The following is a 21,653-nucleotide window of genomic DNA, read 5'->3' on the forward strand; positions in this document are numbered from 1 at the left end:
TTCCCTTTCAAAATGATTGGCAACCGGTGCCCAGCTCAAAAACGCTGCGGCGTGTTCAAACCGTCCTTGCGTCGGGTTGCCCAGGGCTTGCAGAAAAAGTCCCTAACAGCGTTTTTGAGCTTGCGGATTGTTGCTGCGAATGTCGGTCTTGCCGATGCACCCGAGAACTGCGTGGCACTATCAAACAGATCCGATCCGATCCGGTCTCCTGTTTGCCCTCCAGTTGAAGATATCGGCGGCGGCGTGAAACTGACAGCGAGCCGAGATCGATCCATCGGATCAAAACCATAGGTTCTGCGCCAAGCATTCTTGAGGCTTTGCGCAATCAAATCCGGTACGAACGCCGCCTCGCCGATGGAAGGCAGAAGCACGCCTTGAAAACGGCCTTCTTCCAGCTCCTGCGGGATATCGACAGTCAAATGTGATCCCGTCCCGGCAAGAAACGGCAGCAACAGAGTTCTGGGCGTGCTGAACCTTGCGACCCTTGCCAGAAACGGATCCTGTGCAAGAAAACCCGTGCGGATCTTCTTTTTGAAGGGTGTCAGGCGCTGCAATCTGCGCGCAAAATACAGTGCACACTCTGCTGCAGCCGGACCGGTTTCCGACCCGTGTGCAGCTATCATGATGTCACATGAGTTGAAGCACCAGCCGCGCTGTTCAGCTTCCTGTTTCAACAATTTGAACGATTGATGCGGCAGACCGGGGAAAGTCCCGAGAGGTGAAAGCTGATGCACTTTACGGTCGCCAAGGCGGTCGGGCAGCGCTTTTTTGGTAAACCAGCCATCGGCCATGAATACCGGCACGACATAAGGCACACCGGTAAAATTCTCCAGCTCTTGCTCCAGAACACCAGGAGCAGCAAGGGTCGCCGAGCGTATCGTCCAACCCGGAAGGGCGTGCGCTATTCTTTCAGCCAGTGCCTTGAGCTGATCCTCACCTGCTTGCGGGTCCAGAGGTTGCCCATGCGCGACGATTATCGCCTCAGTGACTGGTCCCTTCGGAGAAGGTGATCTTGTTCCAGACATTGTATTTCCCAGAAGGTTTTCGCATCGGCAAGCGCCGGACTTCCTCTAAAGTTTCGGCGTCGTAGATGATCACTGCGCCATCGTCCTCCCAGACGGAGACAAGCGCATGGCTGCCGTCACGCGTGAATTCGACATGGGCAACGGTGGCTCCCTCGACGGGGCGGAGCGTCTTCACGATTTCAAGACTATCCTTGTCGATGACATGCATGACGTCCTTGTTCGGACCGAAAAACACATCCACCCAGACATAGCGGGAGTTCTCGTGGCTGCGCATGAAGAAGCCGGGTCCAAGCGTTTCGATCCGCTTTATGGTTTTCCATGTCGACATGTCGATTACGGTGACTGCGCCGTCTTTCAGATGCGGCGTTGCCATGACTGTGGTGTCACCATATTTCCATGTGATTCCGGACCCGAGATGCGGCATGCCGGGCAAATCGAGGTCAGCGGTCTTCTGTCCAATGACAAGATCGATGACCTGCCCTCCCTCACCGCTGCGCGATGCTCCCATGACGTATTCATAGCTCTGGTCAAAAAAGAAATCGTCCAGATAGTCCGGCGTCGTGATCTTGCGGACCGGGAATGGGTCTTCACTCTTGAGCGGCCCCTCATCCCGCCAGTCGTGTGCAAACCCCATCTGCGGCGGGTTCGGGCCGTAGAAGACTTCCCAGATTTCCGGAACATCTTTCAGAGCAAGCACAAAGCTTTCACGTGGAGGAGCCTGATAAACAGCGGAAATTCGACTGGGTGTGCCGTCCTTTCCCTTGACACTTTTCACTTTCGCCACGCTCAGATCATCCGTTGAAAGGATTGTAAGCGAGTTTGGCAGATAATTGGCGACCGCGAGCCATTTTCCATCGTGCGAGATCGCGATATTGCGGCTGTTCAAGCCTGCGCGGATCCGACCGACTTCCTGAAGCGCATAAAGGTCGTATTTCTGCACCCAGCCGTCGCGCGACATGATGAAAACAAAGCGGCCGTTGGGTGTGAACTTCGGTCCGCCGTGAACCGCGAACGGTGTCTCGAAACGATCAAGCGTTTCAAAGGTATCACCATCCAGAACACTGACGTGATGATCGCCAGTTTCGACCGCGAGAGTGATGTTCATCGGATCGGATGACCAGATCGGGGTTTCAACCGACTTGTAATCCTCGTTCATCACGCGGCTGGACATGATTTCAACTTCACCCCAGGGCGGCACATCTGCCAGGGGCTGTTTCAGAAAAACAGCAAGTTCCTCGATTTGCTCGCTGGACAGTGTTTCGCTGAACGCAGGCATCTGAGTTGCTTCCCGTCCGTCACGAATGACTGAGACGAGATTGGGACCACGCATGCGACCCAGCGTTTGCGGGATCAAGGCAGGCCCCAACCCGCCCAGCCGTTCAGCGCCGTGGCACTCCTGACAGTTTTCGACATAGTTCTGCACCGGGTCCGCCATCGGCGCAGTCAATGTCAGGGCCAGAACGCTAAGCGAAACGATGAGCCGGATCATGGCGTTTTCCTCGGAATGGGGTCACGGTGAGACGTTCGAAACCATCTCCATCCGTGCCGATTTCTGCGTCGCTGAGATAACAGGCCGGATCTTCAGCCCAAGGGTCGCCCGTTACCTGCAACGCGCGAATGCGCGTGTTGCCGCCGCAAACGTTCTTGAACGCGCAGGCACCGCACCTGCCTTTGAGCGGCCGGGGCCGTGTCCTGAGCTGCGCCAGCATGGCATCGCTGCCTGTCCAAAGTTTTGAAAAGAGGTCCGTTTTCACGCTTCCAATCGTGTAGTCGGACCAATATGTATCCGGGTGCACATTGCCGAGCGTATCGATATTCGCGACCCCCAGACCTGAGGAATTGCCGCCCCAGGCTATCAGATGTTTCTTGATATGCGCGGCCGTCTCGGCGCCGAACCGTTCTCTTGCCCAGTTCAGGAAATAAACAGCATCCGCATCATTGTTCCCTGTGACGATGTCGAGTGGCAGTCCTCCGTTGACGCCTTCCCAGGCTCGCTCCAGCAGCAGGTCCATTGCCCAGCGCGACCGTTTGTGTTCGGCATCTTCGCCGCGGTGCTTGTCACCCCGGCCCGCATAGACCAGATGGGACAAATAGAACTTGTCGACACCCTCGTCATCGCAAAGGCGCAACAGGTCCGGAAGGCTGGTGAAGTTGCCCTCCGTCAGTGTGAAGCGCAATCCCACCTTGATCCCACGTGCCTTGCATTCGCGCACACCGCGCAGGGCGTCTTGAAATGCTCCATTGACACCCCGGAACCAGTCGTTTGTCTTGCCAATCCCGTCGATTGAAATTCCCACGTAATCAAAGCCGATTTCGGCAACCTTGTCGGCGGCCTCACCGTGCAGTTTTGTTCCGTTGGTCGACAGGGCAAGCATGCGCACCAACTTGCGGGCGCGGGTCGCGATGTCGAACAAGTCGCGCCGATCAAGCGGTTCGCCACCTGACAGAATGAGCGCCGGAATACGGAACCGACCGAGATCTTCCAGGGTCTCCATGGCCTGTGCGGCCGTCAATTCCCCTGGAAAGTCGACATCGGCGGAAACCGTATAGCAGTGACGGCATTTCAGATTGCAGCGGCGCGTGAGGTTCCAGATCACGACAGGTTTGACCGGCCCTGCCCCACGTGGACCTTTGACCGGAGTTGGGGCGTTGATCTGATGCATGTATTCAGACAGACGAAACATGGCTCAGCCTTCCTTCCTGCGGAGACGCATTCCGGTCTTTTTCAGGATGCGGGTGGAAAACAGGATGTCGCTTGCCCGGCATGTGTCGCCCAGCAGTTCAGCGACCTGGTCGCGCTTTGCAAGCACCTCGTCGCGATTTGCGCCGTGCACCATTGCAAACAGATTGTAGGGCCAATCCGGCAACGCCCGCGGGCGCCGATAGCTGTGGGTGACGAAATCAAGTGCACCGACCTTTTGTCCGATGTCGTCGACAATCGCATCGTCAACATCCCAGACGGTCATGCCGTTGGCGGTCATCCCAAGCCGGTAGTGATTGGGAGCAGCACCGATACGTCGAATGACCCCGAGTTTCTTGAGACGTTTCAGACGTTCCAGGACATCGTCTTCGCTCAGACCAAGCGTCTGTGCGAGCACGGCAAAGGGTGCAGGCACCAATGGCAAACCTGCCTGCGTCGCTTCTATAATTGCCCTGTCGGTCGGATTTAAGGTCATGCGTTTACCCGGAAGCCTATGAAGAACTCGCGCTCTTTCGGAAACTGCAGGACCTTCAGACCGGTCTCCTGCTCTATTGCCCTGGCAGACTCGCGAATTGCCGAACGGCTTTCTGTCGCCAGCACGAACCACATGTTCAGTTTGTGGTCGCGTTCATAATTATGCGCCACCTCGGGATGAGCATTGACTTTGGTTAAAACCTCTTCGAAACACTCTTGCGGTACCGCCATGGCACACAGGCAAAATGCACCGCCAAGCGCTTCAGCATCGAAAAACGGGCCGAAACGGGTCAGCAGTCCCTCGTCCCTCAAGTGTCTGATCCGGTCGACAACATCATCCTCGGCAATTCCGAGCTCATTTGCCAATGTCGCAAAGGGACGCGAAGTGAGCGGCAGATCATCCTGCAGGCGATTGATGAGCCGTCTGTCCAAATCCGTGAGCTCACCGGTCATGCGGCGGCTCCCGTGCGTGCAATCATCGCTCCGGTCTGCTTAAAACACCGGCTGGAAAAGAGTATCTTGAACTTCACGCCTTCCAGTTCGGGAAGGTTGCTTGCCTCCGTCAAAGTATCGAGCGCACGGGGCCGGCTTTGTGCGTGGATCATGCAGTAAAGGCGATAAGGCCAGACGTTCTTGACCGGGCGGCGCTCATAACAAAGCGTCACGCCGGGAAGCGCAGCGAGCGCAGGACCGGCTGCATCGATCCGCTCAGAGGAAATGTCCCAAACCACCATCGCATTCGACCGCCAGCCAAGGGCCCGATGCCGGACAATGACGCCCAAGCGGGAAATAATGCCCGCCTCCTGAAGGTCCTTCACCCGGTCCAGAACGCCTTGTTCGCTACGGTCCAGCTTGGAGGCGATGTCGCCGAAAGGGCGCGAGCTGAGCGGCATTCCGGTCGTCAACGCTTGAAGGATCTCGCGGTCACCCTCTTTCAGGCGATCAAGATCAACCGGACGCGCGACCGGAGTTTCCCGCGAATTGCCCCTGAGCTTGAATCCGAGATCCACATTAAAGGGTCGAACCAGGGGCAAATCGAGGACAACCAGACCGGTCTCGTCCCGGATCTCGTTCAGGACCGCATCGACATGATCCCGGTTCGGTCCGGTTGCGACGAACCAGAGGTTCCAGCGGTTCTCGCGCAAATAGGAATGGTTGACACCTGCTCGGCTGCCAACGAATTCGGCAACCTGCTCAAGAACTTCATCAGGAGCTGAAAGTGCCGCCAGTGTGCTGGCCGAGACGGTGTTCGGGGCGCAGGTGGCGCCGACCCGCGTGATCCGTCCGCTTGCACGCAATACGTCCAGACGGTTCAGCACTTCTTCTTCCGGGCAGCCGATGGCTGAGCCGATTACCGCGAAGGGGCGCGGGTCTATCGGGAAATCGCGTTGCCAGTCATCCAGCAGCGTGATGTCGGTCGCATCGCCAATTCGTTCCATGGTTCAAAGTCCCGTCTTGTGGGCCCGGGAGGTGAAGAAAATCCCGGACGGACTTTCTGCGTCGAATTCCGCAAGTTTCTCGAATGTGTGCGTGTCGTAGATCATCACCTTTCCGGCATCGCGCACCGAGACCCAAACCTCGTGTCCACGAGGAGTGAATTCCATATGAAGGACGGCAGGGCCGGGTTTGAACTCGTGAATGATCTCTTTGCTGGGCGTGTCAATCACCTGGATGGTGTCATTGAGAGGGTGGGCGAAATTCACCCACACCTGACGACCGTCAGGTCGGGACATGGCAAAGACCGGTTGTCCATAGGTCTCGGTTCGCCCCGTTTCGGTCAGGTCATCGGCATTGATCCATAGCACCTGGTGATGGCCAACCGCGGGCAAGACAAACTCTCGCCCGGCGCGTGCCCACCCTTCCAGGTGCGGCATTTTATAGACAGGCATTTCCTGCTGACCGCGCCCGTATTCAGGCAGAACCCGAATGGGCTCGGGGTTTTCATCCCAAAGGTCGATTGCCGTCAGTCCATCCTCGCCGAAAAGACCGGTGATGTAGAGACGGCCATCATCCGTTACCAACGCATCGTAGGGGTTGGTGCCCACACCCTTTACCTTGGTAATTTTCGGCGCGCCAGCCGAGAGATCGGCGATCCAGGTCTCGCCATCATCCCACAACGTGAACACAAACCGTTTCCCGGGTGCATCCACCAGGCCGATCGTCTTTGAACCGGTTGGAATATCGGCAACCAGATCCAGCGTATCGGCATTGAAGATCCGCACGCCCCCCGGTTCATAGTTGGAAACGGCAACAAGCGAACCGTCATCGGAGATCGCTCCGCCTATTGCATTGCCGGACTGGACAACACGGTTGGCGATCTTGCGCTCTACGATATCGACTTTCGTCAGTCCGCCATCGCGGCCGAAGACATAGGCGTAGCGTTGATCCGGTGAATAGACCAGGCTGGCATGCGAGAGATCGCCGAGGCCGGTGATCCGCGTCAGCATCTTTCTTTCAGACTGATCAACAAGCAACAAAGAACCCGAAGCGCGTTCGACAACCAGCCCAAGGTCGCCTGTCGCAAGGATGGTTTGGGCGTGAACGCTGCTTGTCATCGCGAGCGCTACGAGCGCGGTGGCGAGCCATTTCATTTCAATTCTCCTTGCAGGAGGTATTCGGCGATCTCTTTCGCCTCCGCCTCGCTCATCAGTGGCCGCCAGGGCGGCATGGCGGTGCCCTGGATACCGTCCAGGACGACTTCGGAAAGGGTCTCGACGTCATAGTGGGAAAGCGCATCGGGACGGATGTCCGGTCCAAGGCCTCCCTTCAGCGTCAGGCCATGGCAGGACCCGCAGTCCTGATGCACCAGTCTGATCAACGCATCCGGAGAACTGTGATCGTCGGCAAACGCCGTGCCGCAAAAAGAAGACTGATGGCAAACAGTCTATGCATGAGCGCGCTGCCCTGCGGCAGCCGGCTCTACCGCATCAATAAGCTCCGAGGCCACAACAGGCCATTCAGCACACAATGTGACGACCTTGCCGATGACAAAGAGCACTGGCGCTTTCAGCTCCGCGTCGCGAACATCGAGCGCAACCTGACCAAGGCGGGAGAACAGCCGCGTTTCGCGCGGTGTTGTCGCATTGGCAATCGCCATGACCGGCGTCGATTCACTCAGGCCCTCAGCAACAAGTCTGAGCGCTATCTGACCTATATTCGCGACACCCATGTATACAACAAGTGTTGTTTCTTCGCTGGCTAAGCTTTTCCAATCAAGGTCCAGCGTTCCATTGGCCTGACGATGGCCGGTCACATAGCGCACACCTGTCGCAAGCCCACGATGTGTCAATGGCACCCCGGATGCAGAAGCTGCCCCTTGTGCGGCGGTGATACCCGGAGCGTATTCGACCATAATGCCGTTTGCCTGCAGGTGGGCCGCTTCTTCAGAGCCGCGTCCGAATATCAGAGGATCCCCGCCCTTGAGACGTGCAACGGTCAACCCGCGCGACGCCAGCTCAGCAAGGATTTCGTTGATTTTTTCCTGGGGTACGGGATGGTTGTCGGGAGATTTTCCGACCGATACCCGCTCGGCCGTTTCAGGTGCAAGCGCCAGCACTTCCGGTGAAACGAGACGGTCATAGACGACAGCATCAGCTTCCTGAAGCATGCGCACGGCGCGCATTGTAAGCAGGTCCGGATCTCCGGGGCCGGCTCCAATAAGAAAGACTTTTCCCGTCATGAGAGACCTCGCTTCTGCTGAATACTGCCGGACGCTTCAGTTCTGTGCGAAGCGCCGGGGGCACCTGTCGTTTGCAGAAAGGGACGCGTTGGCTCGGCAAGGACAGTAATGATCGGCGCTTCGCAGAAGTATGATTGCTCGTTTTGGCCTTGAACTGATTGACAATAGTCAAGGTCAACCAGTTCTAATGACGCATTTTTTCATTATTCTATTCAAGGACTTACAGTAATCATGCCGATCATTTCCTGAGTTTCCCAGTGCGGGCCGCACAAATAGGTCTGATCGCCCGGGGTCAGGAACGTGAATTCGAATGCTTCCTCGGGAAAGAGACGATCCGATTCAGGCTCGCCTTCGTCCTTGAGGACAAGGCTGTGGCTGGTGCGCTTGTCTACATTGACCCAGCGGACCGTTGTCCCAACGGGAACCGTCAGTTTCTGCGGGCAGAACCGATACTTGTACATCGTGACAACCGTCACCCCTTCTTCTTCAGATGAAGGGTGCCCGAACAGTTCTGTGTATCGGCTTTCCGCCTCGTCACAGAGCGCTTTCAGGTCAGCGTCCTCCGCGCAAGCTGGAAGGGTGAGAACGAGTGACACCAATATTGCTGGAATACCGCAGGCTTGAACAAACATATGTACTCTCCCTGGCTGAAATGGCAGGGGCGGCAATTTCTCGCCGCCCCAAACCGTTACTGCTTGGCCACGTTGATTTGCGCCGTGTCGTCATCCAGAGCGAGGCTGGTGTTCAACGTCACATGGTGGAAACGTGCTGCGGCGTAGTCGTCGTGAATGGCAAAGCCAACCGTATAGGTCTTGCCAGGTTCCAGCGGAATGTCTCCAGGAGCTCCTGAATTCAGAGGTCTTGAGAAAACAACCGTCCAGATTCTCGCTGAAAGGTTTGCTTCCGCAGACATCTCGCCATCGTTCACGATCCGGCGCTCCAGAAGATAGCCATTGCTCGACGTGCCGTCCGCGTAAACGCGCAACAGGTCCAGATAGGTACCGTCTTCAAAAAGCTGGCTGATTTCTTCAGCGCTTTTCAGTTGATCCCAACCGCCCTGCGCCTTGCCACGCCGGCCTTTGACTTCAACCTTCGTGCGGCTTTCGGTCAGATACTTCGTAATGGTGTCCGTTGCTTCCAGACGGCCTGCCACGTCGGCGTTTCCGGCAATAGCCTCAGCGCCCGGGTCAAATGGCATATAGGTGTTGTCCGCGTGACAAGAGGCCCAGCAACCTGTGGTCTCACCCATTTCGATCCCCGTGCCGGCGATCATCATGGCGACCTTGACCTGATTGTCCGGATCCATCTTTCCACCGTCTACAAAGGGTGCGGGATTGTGAGGGGCATCGGGCCACTGAACGCGCACATAAAGATTTTCATCATCGTGCGCAGCCTGAATGGTGGTGTTGATGATCCCACGTTTGCCGGGAATTGGCGTCGGTTCCGTTTCACCACCAGCAACAATCTTGTTGCCGATCGCTTCCAGTTCCGCCGCATGGCAGGTCATGCAGGTATCGCCGCCCTTCGTCAGCGGCCGCGCGCCACCATGGGTCTTGCCATTCTGGACCCACTCGAACGAGGCCTGTCCCGGATAGAACAGCGTCAAATCCGTTACCGGAACAGCGTTCCAGTCAATATTGGCTGCAACGGTTCCCGTGGCGCTACCGGTATTTGCAGCGCTGTCGCCACCGGCGTCGGCATCGGAATTTGCAGCTTTGGCTTTTTCCTCTGCGACAGCGGCCTCAACAGCTGCGGCGATCTGGGCCTGAACAGCTTCCTGCTGAGCCTTTTGTGCAGCTTTTGCGGCAGCCGCCTCATCAGTTTCCTTGGCGACAATGCGCTCCAGGCTGACGATATACTCGTGCGGGACATCGCGCTTGAAAGCAGGGTTCGGCGCTTCGAGACTTTCCAGATAGTCCTCTTCAGCACGATCCCGAAGATCGGAGTGTGCGATGCCCTTGTGACAGTCGATGCATGTCTGACCGGCTTCCATCGCGTTCAGGTGCTGCTGTCTGGCCCTTGGTCTTTGGAACTCAGGCATCATGGATTCAAAATCGTGGCAGTTGCGGCATTCGCGCGAGTCATTGGCCTTCATGCGCTCCCACTCGTTCATCGCAAGTTCTAGGCGCTTGGCTTCGAATTTTTCCGGCGTGTTGATCGTACCGACCATCTTGCCCCAGAGCTCCTTGGTCGCCTGTACCTTGCGAATGATCTTGTGGGTCCAGTCCTTCGGCACATGACAATCAGAGCACATGGCGCCGACACCGGACCGGTTCACATCGTGAATGGTACCCTTGTATTCTTCGTAGACGTAGTCCCGCATCTCGTGGCAGGAAATACAGAATTGTTTGGTGTTCGTGGCTTCCATCGCGGTGTTGAAGCCACCCCAGAAAATGATGCCGCCGACAAACACTGCCGCAACACCCCCGATCGGCATGCCCCATAGAAGGTATCTGCGCCAGATCGGCTTTTTCTTGTCACCTTGGCTGCTCTCAGTCATGTCCAGGCTCCGTTTTCATGTTTCTCCGCCAGCCGGCTCAGCGCTGGCAGCGATCTGATTGCAGGATGCAGGGATCGTTTCCGAGTTTCCGGGCGACCATCCGTCGATGCAGTCCCGACACCGCTGGCAAAAAGAAGGGCGGGCGATATGCCCGCCCTTCAGACGCTTGCTTGTTATCGTTAAGTGACGTGGTTCGAACGATTGTAGACGTTGAACTTGCCGGTCGGAGCAAAGAGGCCTTTGATCCGGGTTTTTTCTTCAAGCGTTTCCGCATCGAAGATGACAATTTCACCGTTCGGTTCGAGCGACGTTGAGCGGTTCCACTTGGACACCCAGACTTCGGAACCATCCTGGTTGAACTCGAAGTGAACTGCGGCGCTGCCTTCCTCGTCGGTGATCTGGATCGTCTTCACGATTTCACCAGTCTCCTTGGAGATGACCTGAACCGACTGTTGAATTTCGGGTTCGGGATGCTTGGTCTGGTCAGCCCAAATGTATTTCGAGTCCGGATGGGTCCTGATGAACAGGCCAGCACCGTCTGTCTCTACTTCGTAGCAAACCTTCCAGGCGTCGTCCGGACGGTTCTCCGGATCGTTACCCCAGACCGTGACCGTACCCTCACCAAGGTGTGTGGTGCCTCCAACAGGTCCGCAATTCGGATCTACCCAGTTGGCTCCCGGACCCGGGTGCGGCAGGGCCGCAGTGTCGATCATCGCTTCAAGCTTGTGCGTTTGCGTGTCGACCACAACCATCTTGTTCGACGCGTTTGCGGCAATCTGGAAGTAGCGGCCTGTCGGGTCGAAGAATCCGTCATGCAGGAATTTTGCGGAATCGATCTTGTCGATACGCAAGTTGTCGAGGTCGGTGTAATCAACCTGCCAAAGCTGACCAAGTTCCTTGACCGCGACAATCCATGTCGGCTCGTTCGGAGTGGTGTAGATGGCAGCAACGCGGCTTTCTTCGACATAGTCACCATCAACATTGACGCCGCGAGTCGAAACGACTTTCTTCGGCTCCATCGTCTCTGCGTCGACGATTGCAAAATGCGGAGGCCAGTAACCGCCACCGATGACGTATTTGCCATCACCAGACACCGCAACATCGCGGGCGTCGTAAGCGATTTTCACTTCGGCGACCAACATATTCTCCGGGTTCTGCCAGAGATCGATCTTGGTCATCTTGCCGTCGCGGCCCATTGTGTACCAGAAGCGGCCGGGATGCTCAGGCTCGGTTACCGCGTGGTGCTCTGAAGCTTTCAGAACATGCACGGCATATCCGGTTGGAATATGCGCCAGAACTTCCTTGGTATCACCATCAATGACGGCAACCTTACCTACGTCACGCTCGATTACGACAAAGAAGTTTTCCCAGTTCCGGCCATGCAGAGGCTCCGTCGGATAATCCTTGGGTTCCACATAGACCTTGCGGGTCGCTTCCATCTGGGCCAGCGACATTTCAGGCGGCTTTGGCGCATCCATCATGATGTAGGTGGCCATGTCCTTGATTTCCTGCTCGGTCATGATGTCCGAGAAGTTGTTCATGCCGCCTTCGGTGCCCCAGGAGATGATTTTTTCAAGCCGCTCCTGGCCAAGCTTCAAGGTACCGCCTTCGGTTACCGTGCCGTCAGCAGCGGTCTTTTTCCAGCTTGGCTCAAGGTTCTTGCCTGTCGCGCCTTTACGCAGCACGCCATGGCAACCCGCGCATCTTTCAAAGTAGAGCTGCTTGGAACTTTCGAAGGCCTCTTCGCTTAGCGTCGGGCCCTCTGCAAGGGCAGGCACCGCCGCGCTGCCCAATAACAGCGCAAGACTTGCCGCTAACGCGGGGCCCGTCCTTTTCTTCAGTCTTGGATGTGACATTCTCAAACTCCAAATGCTGGTGAGGCATTCGCGAGACTTGAGCAATCTCGAGTTCCCTTCCTTGACTTTCGTTAAGATGATAGACCCGTTTTTTGTGAGTTCACCGAGCAGAATCTTTTTCACGTCGCAAATTCTCGGCAGCCGCCTCCTTTTTCACTTAGCCGACTAAGTTTATGACTTTCGTTGGAAACAGATTGAATATGAGAGCTTGAAATTCCAGCATCTTTTGCTGTCTGGACAGGTCGCAAATGCCTGCTTGACTTTGGTTAAGGAAATGACAGCCCGCGCTGCCACCCTCGAGACTACGATCAACTCGGGGTAAAGGAGCGCGCGATGCGCGAAGTCATGACCAAAAGCATGGCCCGAAATATATTTTATGGCGGGTCATTATTCTTCATCATCATCTTTGTAGGGCTGTCCATTCACAGCCATCTCTACATCACAGGAACTTCGACCGATCATGCCGGCATCACCGAAAGTGTGGCCGCGGGCAAACGTGTCTGGGAAGACAAGGCCTGCATCAACTGCCACACCATTTTGGGTGAAGGTGCCTACTTCGCGCCTGAACTTGCAAACGTGATGACGCGCTGGGGCGTTCTCGACGATCCGGACGCCGCTTTCGACACGCTGAAAGGCTGGATGGAATCCATGCCGACCGGCATCGAAGGCCGCCGCCAAATGCCGAATTTCGATCTGACCGACGAAGAAATTCGCGATCTGGCGAACTTCCTGATTTGGACCGACAACATCGACGCCCAAGACTGGCCGCCGAACGAAGCCGGCTGATCCGAACGCAAAAGGAAACTAAGATGAAGTACCAGTCTCAAAAGATAGCCCTGGCGTATTTCGGTGTCGCCCTGGCCCTCTTTGCCGTCCAGGTTCTCGGCGGATTGCTGGCAGGATGGGTTTACGTCCAGCCGAATTTCCTGTCCGAGGTCCTGCCTTTCAACATTATCCGGATGCTGCACACAAACAGCCTGATTGTCTGGCTGCTGCTCGGCTTCTTCGGTGCGGCCTATTTCCTGATACCGGAAGAGGCCGAACGCGAAATCCATTCGCCAAAGCTGGCCTACCTGCAGCTGATCATTCTGGTGGTTGGCACGCTTGGCGTGGTCGTCACCTACACCTTCAACCTGTTTGAAGGAAATTTCCTGCTCGGCAAGGAAGGACGCGAGTTCATCGAACAGCCGAAATGGGTGAAGGTCGGCATTGTGGTTGCAGCCCTCATGTTCCTTTACAACGTCACCATGACGGTGCTGAAGGGCAAGAAAACCGCCATCACAAACATCCTTCTGCTCGGCCTCTGGGGCCTGGCGCTTCTGTTCCTGTTCAGCTTCTACAATCCCAGCAACCTCTCACTGGACAAACAGTATTGGTGGTACATCGTCCACCTTTGGGTTGAAGGTGTCTGGGAACTGATCATGGCCTCGATCCTGGCTTACCTGATGCTGAAACTCACCGGTGTGGACCGTGAGGTCGTCGAAAAATGGCTTTATGTCATCGTCGCTGCAGCACTGTTTTCTGGCATCCTTGGAACAGGTCACCACTACTACTGGATCGGCACACCAAGCTATTGGCAGTGGATCGGCTCGATCTTCTCTTCACTAGAGGTGATCCCGTTCTTCGCAATGATGGCTTTCGCGTTCGTCATGGTCTGGAAAGGCCGCCGCGATCATCCGAACAAGGCCGCGCTTCTGTGGTCACTCGGGTGTGCGACGCTTGCCTTCTTCGGTGCCGGCGTCTGGGGCTTCCTCCACACGCTGCACGGTGTGAACTATTACACCCACGGCACTCAGATCACGGCTGCCCATGGTCACCTGGCCTTCTTCGGCGCTTATGTTTCCCTGAACCTGGCGATCATCACCTACGCAATGCCGATCCTGCGGGGTCGTGACCCCTATAACCAGGTGCTCAACATGGCCTCCTTCTGGCTGATGTCGGGCGGCATGGCATTCATGACATTCGTCCTGACATTCGCAGGAACCATCCAAACACACCTGCAACGGGTCAACGGTGACTACTTCATGGATGTTCAGGACCAGCTGGCACTGTTCTACTGGATGCGCTTCGGCGCAGGTGCAGCCTTCGTGATCGGCGCATTGCTCTTCATCTATGCGGTGGCGATGCCGAAAAGCGAAGTCATCGAGTCCGGTGACGCAGCCAACGTTCCTGCGGAGTGAGACCCATGGAAGGTAGCGTATCATTGGCAAAGGGGGCGGCTGACGCCCCTTTTTACCTGGCTCAGTCGGACGAATGCACGGTTTTTGAGGCTGCGCACAAGAACGGACTTCCCGTCTTGCTGAAAGGACCGACCGGCTGCGGAAAGACCCGCTTCGTTGCTCATATGGCGGCAAAGCTCAACCGCAAGCTTTACACAGTCGCCTGTCACGACGACCTGGCAGCTGCCGACCTGATCGGACGCTATCTTCTCAAAGGTGGAGAGACAGTCTGGGTTGACGGTCCCTTGACCCGCGCGGTCAGGGAAGGCGCAATCTGTTACCTCGATGAAGTCGTGGAAGCCCGCAAGGATGTGACCGTCGTCCTGCACCCGCTGACCGATGATCGTCGGACGCTGCCGATCGACCGGACGGGTGAAGAACTTCAGGCCGCACCGGGCTTCATGCTGGTGGCTTCTTACAACCCCGGCTACCAGAACATCTTGAAGACGCTGAAACCGTCCACGCGGCAACGTTTCATTTCATTGGAATTCGACTTTCCGCCAGCTGACCTTGAATGTGACGTTGTTGCAGAAGAAAGCGGGCTGGACAGGTCGCGTGTTGCCGCACTGGTCCGGCTTGCAGGTAAACTGCGTGCACTGAAAGGCCAGGATTTGGAAGAGGGCGTTTCAACCCGCCTGGTTGTTTACGCCGCAACGTTGATTGCCCAGGGTATGCCCGTAAACAGGGCCGTACTGGCAGCAATGATTGAACCTTTGACAGATGATGAAGACGTGAAACGCGGGCTCCTAGATCTTGTCACGGCCGTGTTTGGGTGAGGCCAGACCGATGGGCAAGATCGACTTCGAGCCATGGGAACCCGAGGAAACGGTCGGGAAACTGTGGCACGCTTTTGCAAGCCGCCTCGATGCACCTGAGGTGCATCACGGAGCCGCGGTCGGCCTTTCTGAGGTCGGCGGGCGGCTTGCAGTTCTTTTTCGGGGCCTGGGTGGTAATCATAATGTGGAACTCCGCCCGGTTTCGGAAGAAGTGTCTCGTCACCGCCTCAGTTTTCTGAGGCGACTCGGGACAGAGGTTGAAACCGTACCTCGAGCCAGTTTCGACGGAGAGATTCTGCGTTTGCCGGCATCCCTGGCAGTCTTCCCGACCCGGGAAGCAAATGCAGCGCTCTATATCTGGCTGACCGCTCTGGCGGCAAACGCACCGGTCTACAAAGTGGAGACCGATCCACTGCGCGCCGACCTGCAGGTTTTGCGCACAATCGGACAGATGGTTCGGGAAACTCTTCTCCATGCTCCAGGCTTGAGCGAGCTCTACTCGGTCTTGAGCCACGGCAGTTTGCTGCAACGGCCGGCTGCGTCTCTGCCTCGCTGGGAAGCAAATCTGGAAGCGCTTGTCCGAAACATGCTTGGAGACCCTGCCGAACTTTCCAAAGATGTTCAGGCGTTGCAGAACACACTGGAAAGCGGTGACTTTGCTGAATTCCAGGCCCCTCGCGGGTATCGTCCCTTTCGACCGGTTCCGGTTTGGCCGGATCTGCGCGAGGTTGTCTTTTCTTGCGGTGACGAAGTTGAAAACCGCGAAACCGACGGCACGCCGGAGGAGGCCGGCGACAAAACCTTGCGGGCACGCCGGCGCAAGTCGGACCAGGCCGAACGCAATGACAGTCTGATCCTGCACAAGTTCGAAGCGATCTTGAGCTGGGCCGAGTTTTTAAACCTCAATCGGCGGGTCGACGACGACGATAATGACGATGCCAAGAAAGCTGCCGACGATCAGGATGAAATCGGCCTCGGGCAGATTTCCAAATCTCCGGCAACACGCCTGAAACTGCATCTGGACCTTGCCCCTGAAGACGTCGACCGGGAACGCCTTTCAGGCAAAACTCTTTATCCCGAGTGGGATACAAGAAGCGGCCGTTACCTGCCGGACCATGTATGTGTCCTCACAAGTGTAGCCGGTGCCGACCCGGACAACGATGTTGCCGTAAAAGATCCCCGGGCCGCTCGGCGTATCAGGTCGGTCAAGAAACAATTCGAAGCGCTTCGCCCCGGCCGTGTGACGACGCGCGGACATATGGAAGGCGACCGGTTGGATATGGACACTGCTGTCAGATCCGAAGTCGAACGGATTGCAAGCGGCGCTGGCAATGACCGGATCTGGCTTCAGACCCGGCCGGAAGCGCGCGATCTTGCCGTTTCCATCCTTCTCGACGTTTCCCGGTCCACTGAAAGTGCGGTTACGGGCCGGGCTGTTATCGATATTGAGCGGGAGGCACTGACAGCGCTCGCCTGGGGCCTGAATGCCTGCGGCGACGACTTTGCAATCAACGCGTTTTCCTCGCTCAAACGGCATCGTGTCTATCTGCAGTCCTGCAAACGGTTCGATGAGCCGATGTCCGCCAAGGTTGAGCACCGTATCAGCGGACTGAGGCCAGGGTTTTATACCCGGCTTGGTGCCGCGCTCCGACACACATCGAGCGAACTGGCCGAGCAGTCACGCAAACGCAAGCTTCTGCTCGTCATCACCGACGGCAAACCGAACGATCTCGATCACTATGAAGGCCGGCACGGCATCGAGGATACGCGCATGGCCGTGCGCGAAGCCCGAAGAGCCGGTCAATCCGTGTTTGGCGTAACGATCGACAAGACGGGCAAGTCGTGGTTTCCAAGACTGTTCGGTCAGGGCGGCTTTGCGGTCATTCCCCACCCGGACAAGCTGACCCAGGCGTTGCCGGAAATCTACCGGCAGCTGATTGGCGGCTAACCATGGAAAGAGCTGCTGCAAAACCGCAGTCCGGAGGTCTGGATGGATTGCCCGGCGACTTGATGATGTGGGTTCTCATCATCAGCGAGCTTCTTGTCTTTGGTGCGGGTCTGGCAGCCTTTCTGGGTGTGCGGATATCTGATCCAGCAGGTTTTGCAGACGCCAGAACCTACCTTCATCCGACGCTTGCCGGCATCAATACGGTTGTCCTGATAACCAGTGGCTTTCTTGCGGCAAGAGCAGTAGATCTGCGGCACCAGGATCGACGAAGACCGGCACGCATTGCGCTCGGGGCGGCGATGACACTTGGTGTCGTTTTCCTTGTCATCAAAGCTATTGAATATGCCGATACGGCCGCGCAGGGCATCTCCACAGAAACCCATCCGTTTTTCACATTCTACTATCTTCTGACAGGTTTTCACGCGATGCATGTCATTGCGGGAATTGTCATTCTTGCGCTGATAGCCTGGAAGGACACACCCCGAAACATGGAAGTCGGAACAGCCTTCTGGCATATGGTGGACCTGGTTTGGGTGCTGCTGTTCCCGGTCATCTACCTGCTGGCGTGAGACGAAGATGACGCGCAATCCAACGACAAAAGCCTGGCTTCAACTGCTGCTTCTAAGTGGCTTGTCCGTCGTTCTAGCTGCTGGTGCTGCAGGACTTCTGGACCCAAGCGTCACAGGCGTGCTTGTTCTGGCACTTGCGTGGATGAAAGCGCGGGTCATCCTCTCGCGCTATCTGGGCCTGTGGCAGGCACCTTTATGGCAGGCGGGTTTCAATTGGGTTCTGGCACTCTACTGCAGTCTGCTGCTCGCGCTCTATCTCATACCCGCCTTCAACTCTTGAAAGCGCTTGACAGAGGTTCAGGCAAATCGAACTCTTCGCCGACCCGGCGTCTCGCTTCCCCGGACATCTTGCGCGCTGTCTTTTGAACGATGCCAAGAACCTTTTCATCGCTATGCTTGGCTGCAAAGGGCGCAAAGTACCATTTGAGAAACACGAAACAGATCGTGTCCTCCAGCGCCTGGACATCCGCGTGCTGCTTGATGCCTTCCTTGCGCAACATGCGTTCAGCGGCCGCAATATCTTCCGCTGCATACCCGGCTGCGGCCATGATCTCACCGACCCTTTGCGCATGATGCCCGGCCAGGTACCTGCGCCAGGCATGATAACCCGCCTTGCCTTCCGGAAAGGTTGCGCGTGGAACTGTCCAGCGTTCGATATGCTGACCACGGGCGGCGATTTTCAACGGGTCGGATGCCTGTGGGAACAAGCGGCTCAACTCTGAACTCATACGCTCGCCATATAGACGGGCTGCCGGAGCGCCTTCTTCCAGGTTCGGATCGGCTGTATTTGCTTCGTCGATCGCCGCGATGGCCTTTTCCAGGTGTGTCATTGTGCTTTGTGCCAGGCTTCGACCGGGTCGCTTTCAGAATATTCACGCAGCATTTCGATATCTTCGATCGCCGCGTGGTTGCGCTTGATATGGACACCTGCCGTTTTCAGACGGGCGAAAGACCGCGACAGGCTCTCCGGTTTCATGCCCAACCGGCCGGCGATCAGAAATTTGTCGTAGGGAAGGGTCACCACGCAGCTGCCCGTTTCCTGTTCACACAACTCCAACAGAAATTCTGCAACGCGCTGCGGACCGGTTTGCGCCTTGAGTTGCTCAAGCTGTGAGACCAGCGAATGCAGGTGCATGAAGGTCGACGCCAAAACGGCAACCGCAATCTCCGGATCCTTGCGCATCGCTTCCAGCAGCGCCACACTCGGTATGCGCATGACTTCACAAGACGTGACCGCTTCTGCAGAGACCGGATAGGCTTGACCACGGAACGCAACTGCCTCACCGAAGCTTTGCCCCTTGGCAAATACGTTCACAACAGCTTCGCCGCCATTTGGCGCTATCCGGTAGAGCTTGACCCAGCCCTCGGTCACGATGTGGATCGCCTTCGCGGTTTCCCCTTGCAGAAACAGCGTCTCGCCGCGGTCGTATTCGCGCCAGCTGGACATTGACAGGATCATGTCCTGGGTGTCTTGCGGGAAGGTCTGCAACAACAAAGAATTCTGCGCAATCTTCTTGCGGCGTTCATTCGGCATTCGATTTCCTAGTCAGGCTCCTGAGAGGCCTGCCCCTCCTATTGGCCTAGGGATATTACACAATCCATTGTCACGGTCACATCTGTTGAATTGCTGATATGGCAACGAACGCGCAGCCATGTCTTGACTATTGTCATTTCAAGCTAGGCCCTGCGCTCATAGTCTTGTCAGGATGATGAGAAAGAGGGGATCACATGGACTACAATTCCTTTTTCCGAAACCAGCTCGCTGACCTCAAACAAGAGGGAAACTACCGGGTCTTTATCGACCTGCAACGCAAGCGCGGTAATTTTCCTGCTGCCGTCCGGACCCACAAGAAAGGCCAGGACGACGTCACGATCTGGTGTTCAAACGATTATCTTGGCATGGGCCAGCATCCCGATGTGGTTGCCGCCATGCACGCTGCCATCGACAGGTGCGGTGCAGGCGCTGGCGGCACTCGGAACATTTCCGGCACGACCCACGACCATGTTCTTCTGGAAGAAGAGCTTGCGGACCTGCATGGCAAGGAAGCTGCTCTGGTTTTCACGTCCGGCTACGTCTCGAACTGGGCAGCCCTTGGAACGCTTGCGTCAAAGATCCCGGGCTGCATCGTCTTTTCCGACAGCCTGAACCATGCCTCGATGATTGAAGGGATCCGTCACTCAAGAGCGGACAAGGTCATCTGGAAACACAATGATCTTGAGGATCTGGAACACAAGCTTGCCGCGGCTGATCCGGCGCGGCCCAAACTGATCGCGTTTGAGAGTGTCTATTCTATGGACGGCGACATTGCCCCGATCGCAGAGATCTGCGATCTGGCGGACAAGTATGGCGCCATGACCTATCTCGATGAAGTGCACGCAGTCGGTCTCTATGGACCGCGCGGCGGCGGCATCGCCGAACACGAAGGCCTTATGGATCGCCTGACTGTCATCGAAGGAACGCTCGGCAAGGCATTCGGTGTGGTTGGCGGTTACATAGCCGCATCAACCGAACTTTGCGACTTCGTCAGAAGCTTTGCCAGCGGCTTCATTTTCACGACGGCCCTGCCACCGGCAATCGCTGCGGCGGCGACTGCCTCCATCCGGCATTTGAAGCAGAGCAATTCGGAACGCGAGGCCCATCAGGCAATCGTTGCCAGAGTTCGCAATCGGCTCGACACGCTCGGCATTCCGCATGTGCCCAACCCGAGCCACATCATTCCGGTGATTGTCGGCAATCCGGCAAAATGCAAATTCCTGTCAGACACGCTGCTGGATGACTTTGGAATTTACATTCAGCCTATCAACTACCCGACTGTGCCCAAGGGTACCGAACGCCTTCGGATCACACCTTCGCCAGTGCACACAAGCGGCGACGTCGACAGACTGATCGTCGCCCTGCATTCGCTCTGGAACCAGTGCCAGCTCGCGCGGCAGCCGATGGCTGCAGAATAGGAATATCCGCGGATCCGGTGTCTTCTTGCTCACTTCGACAATGCAATGACAAAAAAGACCGGCTGCCAATCACGGACAGCCGGTCTTTCTTTTGGTTCTCACTTATCCGGCTGCATTCACGGCGCGTTTTGCCATGACTGTTACGAGGTTTGCTCTGTAGTTTGCGGATCCGTGGAGGTCTGAGAGCATATCTGCAGGCGCGGGGGCAATTCCTGCGACAGCGTCCGGTGACCAGTTTCCGGCCAGGGCCGCTTCCATGTCGCTCATCCGGAAGACGCCGTTCTGCCCGGCGCCTGTCACGGCCACCGTCACCGACCCGTCTGCGCCCTTGGCGACAAACACGCCCGCCATGGCATAGCGCGAGGCAGGGTTCGGATATTTGGCATAAGCCGACTTTGCCGCCAGCGGGAAGGCCACCGACACAACCACCTCATCTTCATCAAGGGCCGTGTCGAACATGCCGGTGAAGAAGTCCCCGGCCGCAAGGGTCCGTTTGCTGGTCGTCACGACCGCACCGAGCCCGAGCAAGGCCGCCGGATAGTCCGCCGCCGGATCGTTGTTGGCAATCGAGCCCCCAAGCGTGCCCATGTGACGGACCGCCGGGTCGCCGATGCCCCCGGCAAGGGCCGCAAGACCAGGCAGCTTCTGCCGCACAAGATCCGATGCCGCCACCTCCGCGTGGGTCGTTGCCGCCCCGATCACGATGGTTCCCTCGCCTTCGCAAATGCCCTGCATCTCCGCAATCTTCGTCACGTCAACAAGGTCCGACGGCGCCGCAAGACGCTGCTTCATCGTCGGCAGAAGCGTCTGGCCGCCACCCAGGATCTTGCCGTCCTCTGCTGCCGCCATCTTCTCGGCAGCCTCCGATACGGAACCGGCACGGTGATAGGTTGTCTCATACATGTTGGGTCTCCCCCAAATCTCAAGTGTCCAATGACATCAGGTCCAATGCGG

The 21,653-nt window shown here is 56.9% G+C and carries 22 protein-coding genes; 7 read left to right on the top strand and 15 right to left on the bottom strand.

Annotation, left to right across the window (positions count from 1 at the left end; all coding sequences use genetic code 11):
• Positions 1 to 35 precede the first annotated feature (35 nt).
• The 12 genes from ACZ1HV_RS12730 to ACZ1HV_RS12785 all read right to left on the bottom strand — a co-directional run bounded on the left by ACZ1HV_RS12730 (position 36) and on the right by ACZ1HV_RS12785 (position 12,235).
• On the bottom strand, positions 36 to 1,025 hold the full coding sequence (locus tag ACZ1HV_RS12730) for a CbiX/SirB N-terminal domain-containing protein (RefSeq protein WP_298817693.1): 990 nt from the start codon (positions 1,023 to 1,025) through the stop codon (positions 36 to 38).
• Positions 982 to 2,514, bottom strand: coding sequence for a cytochrome D1 domain-containing protein (locus tag ACZ1HV_RS12735; RefSeq protein WP_472718283.1), 1,533 nt, complete (start codon positions 2,512 to 2,514; stop codon positions 982 to 984). The genes ACZ1HV_RS12730 and ACZ1HV_RS12735 overlap by 44 nt, the downstream gene beginning before the upstream one ends.
• Complete coding sequence (nirJ, locus tag ACZ1HV_RS12740) at positions 2,489 to 3,709, bottom strand: heme d1 biosynthesis radical SAM protein NirJ (protein WP_298964794.1); 1,221 nt, start codon at positions 3,707 to 3,709, stop codon at positions 2,489 to 2,491. The genes ACZ1HV_RS12735 and nirJ overlap by 26 nt, the downstream gene beginning before the upstream one ends.
• A 3-nt stretch (positions 3,710 to 3,712) precedes the next feature.
• Positions 3,713 to 4,201 carry a siroheme decarboxylase subunit beta gene (gene ahbB, locus ACZ1HV_RS12745; protein WP_298817687.1) on the bottom strand — a complete coding sequence of 163 codons (489 nt, stop codon included), beginning with the start codon at positions 4,199 to 4,201 and terminating at the stop codon, positions 3,713 to 3,715.
• Positions 4,198 to 4,653, bottom strand: coding sequence for an Lrp/AsnC family transcriptional regulator (locus ACZ1HV_RS12750; protein ID WP_472718284.1), 456 nt, complete (start codon positions 4,651 to 4,653; stop codon positions 4,198 to 4,200). Before ACZ1HV_RS12750 ends, ahbB (ACZ1HV_RS12745) begins: the two co-directional genes overlap by 4 nt.
• On the bottom strand, positions 4,650 to 5,639 hold the full coding sequence (gene ahbB, locus ACZ1HV_RS12755) for a siroheme decarboxylase subunit beta (RefSeq protein ID WP_472718285.1): 990 nt from the start codon (positions 5,637 to 5,639) through the stop codon (positions 4,650 to 4,652). The genes ACZ1HV_RS12750 and ahbB (ACZ1HV_RS12755) overlap by 4 nt, the downstream gene beginning before the upstream one ends.
• A gap of 3 nt (positions 5,640 to 5,642) precedes the next feature.
• Positions 5,643 to 6,791: a cytochrome D1 domain-containing protein gene (locus ACZ1HV_RS12760; RefSeq protein WP_472718286.1), complete on the bottom strand. Its 1,149-nt coding sequence runs from the start codon at positions 6,789 to 6,791 to the stop codon at positions 5,643 to 5,645.
• Positions 6,788 to 7,018: a c-type cytochrome gene (locus ACZ1HV_RS12765; protein WP_472718287.1), complete on the bottom strand. Its 231-nt coding sequence runs from the start codon at positions 7,016 to 7,018 to the stop codon at positions 6,788 to 6,790. The genes ACZ1HV_RS12760 and ACZ1HV_RS12765 overlap by 4 nt, the downstream gene beginning before the upstream one ends.
• Before the next feature lie 66 nt (positions 7,019 to 7,084).
• Positions 7,085 to 7,879, bottom strand: a complete 795-nt coding sequence (gene cobA / locus ACZ1HV_RS12770; RefSeq protein WP_298817676.1) for a uroporphyrinogen-III C-methyltransferase — start codon at positions 7,877 to 7,879, stop codon at positions 7,085 to 7,087.
• 212 nt (positions 7,880 to 8,091) lie between these two features.
• On the bottom strand, positions 8,092 to 8,511 hold the full coding sequence (locus ACZ1HV_RS12775; RefSeq protein WP_298817674.1) for a cupredoxin domain-containing protein: 420 nt from the start codon (positions 8,509 to 8,511) through the stop codon (positions 8,092 to 8,094).
• Between the two features lie 56 nt (positions 8,512 to 8,567).
• Complete coding sequence (locus tag ACZ1HV_RS12780; protein ID WP_472718288.1) at positions 8,568 to 10,379, bottom strand: NapC/NirT family cytochrome c; 1,812 nt, start codon at positions 10,377 to 10,379, stop codon at positions 8,568 to 8,570.
• Positions 10,380 to 10,558: 179 nt separating this feature from the next.
• Positions 10,559 to 12,235, bottom strand: coding sequence for a cytochrome D1 domain-containing protein (locus tag ACZ1HV_RS12785; protein WP_298817672.1), 1,677 nt, complete (start codon positions 12,233 to 12,235; stop codon positions 10,559 to 10,561).
• 333 nt (positions 12,236 to 12,568) lie between these two features.
• On the opposite strand from ACZ1HV_RS12785, the gene ACZ1HV_RS12790 reads away from it, so the two are divergent.
• From ACZ1HV_RS12790 to ACZ1HV_RS12815, 6 genes are read left to right on the top strand one after another with little or no spacing between them, the layout of a single operon-like run.
• Positions 12,569 to 13,021, top strand: coding sequence for a c-type cytochrome (locus tag ACZ1HV_RS12790; protein WP_298817670.1), 453 nt, complete (start codon positions 12,569 to 12,571; stop codon positions 13,019 to 13,021).
• A 23-nt stretch (positions 13,022 to 13,044) separates the two neighbouring features.
• Positions 13,045 to 14,415: a cbb3-type cytochrome c oxidase subunit I gene (locus ACZ1HV_RS12795; RefSeq protein ID WP_298817668.1), complete on the top strand. Its 1,371-nt coding sequence runs from the start codon at positions 13,045 to 13,047 to the stop codon at positions 14,413 to 14,415.
• Between the two features lie 5 nt (positions 14,416 to 14,420).
• Positions 14,421 to 15,230 carry a CbbQ/NirQ/NorQ/GpvN family protein gene (locus ACZ1HV_RS12800; RefSeq protein WP_298817666.1) on the top strand — a complete coding sequence of 270 codons (810 nt, stop codon included), beginning with the start codon at positions 14,421 to 14,423 and terminating at the stop codon, positions 15,228 to 15,230.
• A 10-nt stretch (positions 15,231 to 15,240) separates the two neighbouring features.
• Positions 15,241 to 17,178, top strand: a complete 1,938-nt coding sequence (locus tag ACZ1HV_RS12805) for a nitric oxide reductase activation protein NorD (RefSeq protein WP_472718289.1) — start codon at positions 15,241 to 15,243, stop codon at positions 17,176 to 17,178.
• Positions 17,179 to 17,180: 2 nt separating this feature from the next.
• Entirely contained in the window at positions 17,181 to 17,747 is a 567-nt protein-coding gene (locus ACZ1HV_RS12810) for a cytochrome c oxidase subunit 3 family protein (protein ID WP_472718290.1), read from the top strand.
• Between the two features lie 7 nt (positions 17,748 to 17,754).
• Positions 17,755 to 18,027 carry a hypothetical protein gene (locus tag ACZ1HV_RS12815; protein ID WP_298964770.1) on the top strand — a complete coding sequence of 91 codons (273 nt, stop codon included), beginning with the start codon at positions 17,755 to 17,757 and terminating at the stop codon, positions 18,025 to 18,027.
• Here ACZ1HV_RS12815 and ACZ1HV_RS12820 read toward each other — a convergent pair.
• Positions 18,017 to 18,577, bottom strand: a complete 561-nt coding sequence (locus tag ACZ1HV_RS12820) for a DUF4202 domain-containing protein (RefSeq protein WP_472718291.1) — start codon at positions 18,575 to 18,577, stop codon at positions 18,017 to 18,019. The genes ACZ1HV_RS12815 and ACZ1HV_RS12820 overlap by 11 nt on opposite strands.
• Positions 18,574 to 19,281 carry a Crp/Fnr family transcriptional regulator gene (locus ACZ1HV_RS12825; RefSeq protein WP_298817657.1) on the bottom strand — a complete coding sequence of 236 codons (708 nt, stop codon included), beginning with the start codon at positions 19,279 to 19,281 and terminating at the stop codon, positions 18,574 to 18,576. Before ACZ1HV_RS12825 ends, ACZ1HV_RS12820 begins: the two co-directional genes overlap by 4 nt.
• Positions 19,282 to 19,475: 194 nt before the next feature.
• On the opposite strand from ACZ1HV_RS12825, the gene hemA reads away from it, so the two are divergent.
• Complete coding sequence (gene hemA, locus ACZ1HV_RS12830) at positions 19,476 to 20,699, top strand: 5-aminolevulinate synthase (RefSeq protein ID WP_298817655.1); 1,224 nt, start codon at positions 19,476 to 19,478, stop codon at positions 20,697 to 20,699.
• A gap of 102 nt (positions 20,700 to 20,801) precedes the next feature.
• On the opposite strand, the gene ACZ1HV_RS12835 is transcribed toward hemA, so the two are convergent.
• Positions 20,802 to 21,602 carry an FAD binding domain-containing protein gene (locus ACZ1HV_RS12835; protein ID WP_472718292.1) on the bottom strand — a complete coding sequence of 267 codons (801 nt, stop codon included), beginning with the start codon at positions 21,600 to 21,602 and terminating at the stop codon, positions 20,802 to 20,804.
• Between the last annotated feature and the right edge of the window lie 51 nt (positions 21,603 to 21,653).

It is taken from the genome of Roseibium sp. JB4-4 (assembly GCF_055693425.1).